Source organism: Zooshikella harenae (assembly GCF_018837975.1).
Lineage (GTDB): Bacteria > Pseudomonadota > Gammaproteobacteria > Pseudomonadales > Zooshikellaceae > Zooshikella > Zooshikella harenae.
This window is the reverse complement of record NZ_JAGSOY010000143.1, coordinates 1-4671: the sequence shown is the minus strand read 5'-3', so window position 1 is coordinate 4671 and position 4671 is coordinate 1. Positions and strand designations below refer to the sequence as shown.

The 4671-nt window shown below is 36.4% G+C and carries 7 protein-coding genes; 2 read left to right on the top strand and 5 right to left on the bottom strand.

Translation table 11 applies throughout. The features are described 5' to 3' along the window. The first annotated feature begins 404 nt into the window (after positions 1-404). Positions 405-905, top strand: coding sequence for a tail fiber domain-containing protein (locus tag KCG35_RS23710; RefSeq protein ID WP_215822333.1), 501 nt, complete (start codon positions 405-407; stop codon positions 903-905). A 260-nt stretch (positions 906-1165) separates the two neighbouring features. Continuing rightward, positions 1166-1681 (top strand): tail fiber domain-containing protein, encoded by a 516-nt coding sequence (locus KCG35_RS23705; protein WP_215822332.1) that lies wholly within the window; start codon positions 1166-1168, stop codon positions 1679-1681. Positions 1682-1831: 150 nt separating this feature from the next. Here KCG35_RS23705 and KCG35_RS23700 read toward each other — a convergent pair whose 3' ends face one another. The 5 genes from KCG35_RS23700 to KCG35_RS23680 all read right to left on the bottom strand — a co-directional run bounded on the left by KCG35_RS23700 (position 1832) and on the right by KCG35_RS23680 (position 4196). Next, positions 1832-2371: a phage antirepressor KilAC domain-containing protein gene (locus KCG35_RS23700; protein ID WP_215822331.1), complete on the bottom strand. Its 540-nt coding sequence runs from the start codon at positions 2369-2371 to the stop codon at positions 1832-1834. 144 nt (positions 2372-2515) lie between these two features. Further along, on the bottom strand, positions 2516-2731 hold the full coding sequence (locus KCG35_RS23695; RefSeq protein WP_215822330.1) for a phage holin: 216 nt from the start codon (positions 2729-2731) through the stop codon (positions 2516-2518). Between the two features lie 16 nt (positions 2732-2747). Next, on the bottom strand, positions 2748-3155 hold the full coding sequence (locus tag KCG35_RS23690) for a 3TM-type holin (RefSeq protein ID WP_215822329.1): 408 nt from the start codon (positions 3153-3155) through the stop codon (positions 2748-2750). 73 nt (positions 3156-3228) lie between these two features. After that, a complete protein-coding gene (locus KCG35_RS23685; RefSeq protein WP_215822328.1) occupies positions 3229-3657 on the bottom strand; it encodes a tail fiber domain-containing protein in 429 nt (142 codons plus the stop codon). Between the two features lie 152 nt (positions 3658-3809). Further along, positions 3810-4196, bottom strand: a complete 387-nt coding sequence (locus tag KCG35_RS23680; protein WP_215822327.1) for an N-acetylmuramoyl-L-alanine amidase — start codon at positions 4194-4196, stop codon at positions 3810-3812. Positions 4197-4671 lie beyond the last annotated feature (475 nt).

Genomic DNA, 4671 nt, shown 5'->3' with positions numbered 1-4671 from the left:
TGCCTCAGAACAAATTAGGCGAAAGTACTGTATTTATAGGCTAGAAGGCTAACTGCTGGTGCGGCGCATAGGTGGGGAAAATTTTTGCGTTTACCGCGAGGTTGGGACCAGCGAAAATTAGCATTAGCTTAATAAGGACCCCTAATCACTTAACACATTATCTTTATTATTTTTAACTTACAAATAACACTTCTGTTCAAGATAAATAAGATAAACCAACAACCATTTACAATAAAAAAACAAAAATTGGTTTCAGAAATATTGTTCAACGCACAACAGTACAATAAACACTATAAATAATGCTGATTTAACCACTATTCATAAATCAACTTGACTCATATCAAATCACGCAACCAACATTTCCATTTAATCTAAAAAAAAGGAATTTAACGGGAGGCAATACAATGAAAATTAATTTAAAATTAAGCTTAATTATTGGATTATTTATATTTAACCAAGCTGAAGCATCAATAGAATGCGTAACGTACGAAGCAAGCGGAAAATGTTTAAAATATGAAATAGATCGAGAACCTATAAGGTTTAGTGATACAAACCTTAAAACTAATGTATTAACCATTCCTAACAGCCTAGAAAGATTAACTAATTTAAATGGTGTATCCTATAACTATGAAATACCAATTAATAACGAAAACAACCTATTAATTCAGTCATTACCTCAAGCAAATCAAGAAGAATGTTCAACAATATTTAAAAAATTAGCACAAATACAAAATGAACAACTTGGAGTTATTGCTCAAGATGTTCAAGAAGTTTTTCCTGAACTGGTAACAAATAAATGTGGTTATCTTCAAGTTGATTATGTTAGTTTAATTCCTGTAATGATTGAGGCTATCAAAGAACTAAAACAACAAATCAATGATTTAAAAAACGAAAGTCAAATCTAGTATCCTAAACTGTGATCGTTTTTTTCATTCAAGATCATCCCTACCAAATCATGGTGGCATATTTAATTTACCAAAGGGTGTACATTATTTATACACCCTTTAAAGAAAACTAACCATTATACTTTGAGTTATCAGTACAACATAAAACAATTGTATCCATTAAAAATTCAGCTTTTTATAGTGATGCATATCAACTTACCAACAATATCTTACCAGTAACATCTTTTTTAATAGTTAGACAATTAGACGGTTTTCATAAAATGATTAGACGATATATTAGTGTTCTTACTTTGGTACTATTAAGCTCAAGCCAAGTCTATGCAAACTCAGATACAGTTGTAATTAATAGTAAAAAAGTTACAAAAGACTTCAATTACGTTGCAGAGCAGTTAAAAGACGCTATGTTAAGATATAGCGACTATAGACTTAAAACTAATGTCCTTCCTCTTCAAAATAGCTTAGATAAATTAACAACGATCAATGGTGTATCTTATAACTATGACATACCCATGAGTGAAGAACACAATGCCTTAATTCAATCGTTACTTGTATCTGACCAACAAAATTGCTCTGCAAAATTTAATAAACTAGCACAAATACAAAGTGAACAGCTCGGTGTTGTTGCTCAAGATGTTCAAGCTGTTTTCCCTGAGTTGGTATCAAACAAATGTGGCTATCTCCAAGTCGATTATATTGCTTTAATTCCTGTAATGATTGAAGCCATTAAAGAACTAAAGCAAGAAGTCAATGATTTAAAACACGAACGTCAAATGTAGCCTTTTAGTTTAGCTCACTGGGTCTGTCATTCCTTCGTACTCTGTGCGAGGGAATGGCATCAGCTTAATTGATATACCTTATATCTAAATTTCTTATAGCTTGTAACTCCAACACTCCTACGCACATTGTGCGCATCAAGTTCTTTAGCACTAATGAAAATCAGCACGCATTCGCTTAAGTTTTACTAAACCTCTACCTGTGATTAATGGCGTTATTCTATCTTTTACGCCTTGTCGTGGATGCTCAAACTGACTTAATTTTAAATCCATATCACCACTTTCAATCTTAGCTTGATAGGGTTCATTAAAACGATTGATCCAACCATGATGACGTAAGAACTGCATTAATCGATTACGTCCGGTATCCAATATCTTAGCCGCTTCAGCAATGGTCAACGAATCCTCCGACTGAATAACCTGATCATGAAACTGTGCTTTCGGTGTTAACCTCGTAATTTCTTCATCCTGCTCCTGAACCCGCTGAAGAGATTGCGCTAAAAACCCAGCTATTTGTGTTGGATTATTCCAATCGATTTGAGTAACACCATAACTACCTGTTTTGCGAATGCAGGGTAATACGTCACTTGTTACCCACTTCTTCGCTTCAGACCGACGGCTTTTAAGGATAGCTGAATATAAGCCAGACTCGTTAATGATAGATAATTCGCGGGGTCCAGCGTTCGTGCACACATTGTGTGCCCCAAGCTCTTTACTGTTTGAAGCCCGCCGTTGATAGGAGTCTGTATTTCACCGCCCCCTTAATTAATAAAACACATCACTCACTATAGGGTGGTTGTGTTTTTCAAGCTTCCTTACAGTGTCATAAATCAGCGGTTAATGATTTTTTATACCTAATTTTTCAAGCTCACGTTTATGACGTTCGACTTCCCTCTTATCCTGCCGATGCTTATACACCCAATTCACGATGACGGTAATTAAGGTAAGAATTACTCCGATAATGACGCCCCAATCTTTGACGGTAAAACCCGCTATGATGGTAAACGTACTCGCCGCATAAGGCGCATTGGAAATCATTTTTTCGGTAATCATCGGAGTAACCATTTTTTTATCGTTGACGGGCAACACCTTTAATCTTTTCCATGGTTCGAATACCGCCTAAACCCAACAGTGTAAGGACTAAGGTAATTAACTCACCGGTATCAATTGTAGGAAGCAACTTCACGACATCAGGACGATTGGCAAGGGATAATGCAATTATTATTAAATCCCTTAATACCCAGGCATACGTCAGTAAGCCTACACATAACCAACCAAGACCAGGACGCCAACCCGATACAAAAATAGATGGATGCTTGGCTTCTTCTAACGTAGTTAAGGCTTGGAGGATATGCGGCTGGTTGAGTGTTTCTAAGGTTTTATTATGGGCTTTTAACCGTTCTTCATCGCTGGTAAATAAATCGTCAAGACCTTCCATTACAGAAGACACCACGGTATCAATAGGTAAGATTTTCATAAGGGTTATCATAGAACGAAAAAAGCCAGAGCGGCATGCACTGGCTTTATAAAATAAACCTAATTATGCAGAATTAATCGTATATACCTAATTGTAGCTTGAGGCGATCATTTTCTTTTTTCAATTCTTTAACGGCTTCAATCAGTACACCGACGAGACCTGCATAATTAACCTGTTTATAGCTAGTCTTTTTATCAACCGTTACAAGCTCAGGAAATACCGTCTCAACTTCTTGAGCTATTACGCCAATATCTTTTTTGTTATTACCTTTCCACTCGAATTGTTTCCCGTTAATCAAAGTCACTTTATTAAGTCCGTCATCAATGACAACTTCATTTTGTTTAAGCGCTCTATCACTAAAACGTGGTTTTTGGATTTTACCTGCAGCGTCCGCAAGACAATCCACTAAGTTTCCATTGGCACAGGTATCTTCATCTGAGGCTTTAGTAAATGGAGAAACGACAAGAACAGATAGAAAAACAATTCCAGCTAACTTATTCAATGTTGTTACCTTTTATTTGATTTACATCATTATTGTCCTTTTATTATCGTGACTATCATCATTGCTTGTACATTATTATTATGCTACAGAATGTGTATATTTTTTTCAGCTTGTATCAATTATTCCTTTTCAAGCACATTCGTTTAATAGGGTTATTGACTATCGTTCCACCACCCTTTCACATCAAAATTCGGACAGGTTTTATGCGGATCTAAATCGCAGTGACCACAGATATCAGCATTCGGGTATTTTACTTTCCAGTCTCGTAATACCCGCTCCAAACTTTGCATCTGTGCATCCGTAAACTGATCACGGCCAATTAAGCACACACCCAAACTAGTCGAGTTATAGCCTCTTACATGGGCACCTTCCCAGTACTCAGGACGACCCTGCTCAATAACCCCATTACGTCGTATAACACGGTGATAACCGATCCCCGCCCATTTCCGCTGAATGTGCCATTGATGTATATCTTCAGCGGTTACATCTCTATCGTTCGGTGTGTCCGCACAATGGACGACCAATTTGGTAATCTTCATGGTAAATTCCTTTCTTACAGGCATAAAAAAAGCCCACCAGAGTGAGCTTTAAGAACATGATTAGAAGTACAGTGAATTGTCTAAAAAAGAGGCAAAAACAAGAAACCCCGCCATGTAGGCAGGGTTATCCGACTATAGAAATAAGGGTATAAAATTAGTAATCAAGTGTCAATTTGTTGGGGATGGGGATTTGTGACTTGTTGGTTTTAAAGTTATTTAATAAAGCTCTTGTATTTCGTATCATAATCCTTGATGTCAAAAATTTTGTCTACTCCGATATAAACTTCATCGTCTTCGACCATACCCCAGGGCAATCGCATATAAAAATACAACAAAATCAGTATAATAGGATGATAAGCAACTGACTTAGAGCATAACATTGGAAAAAAATAAGGCTCTATATGGATTCCTAGGGGGTAGAATGCAATACAACAAAAGAGGTATTATTTGACCTCATTGGAAGGTTGTTATTAGC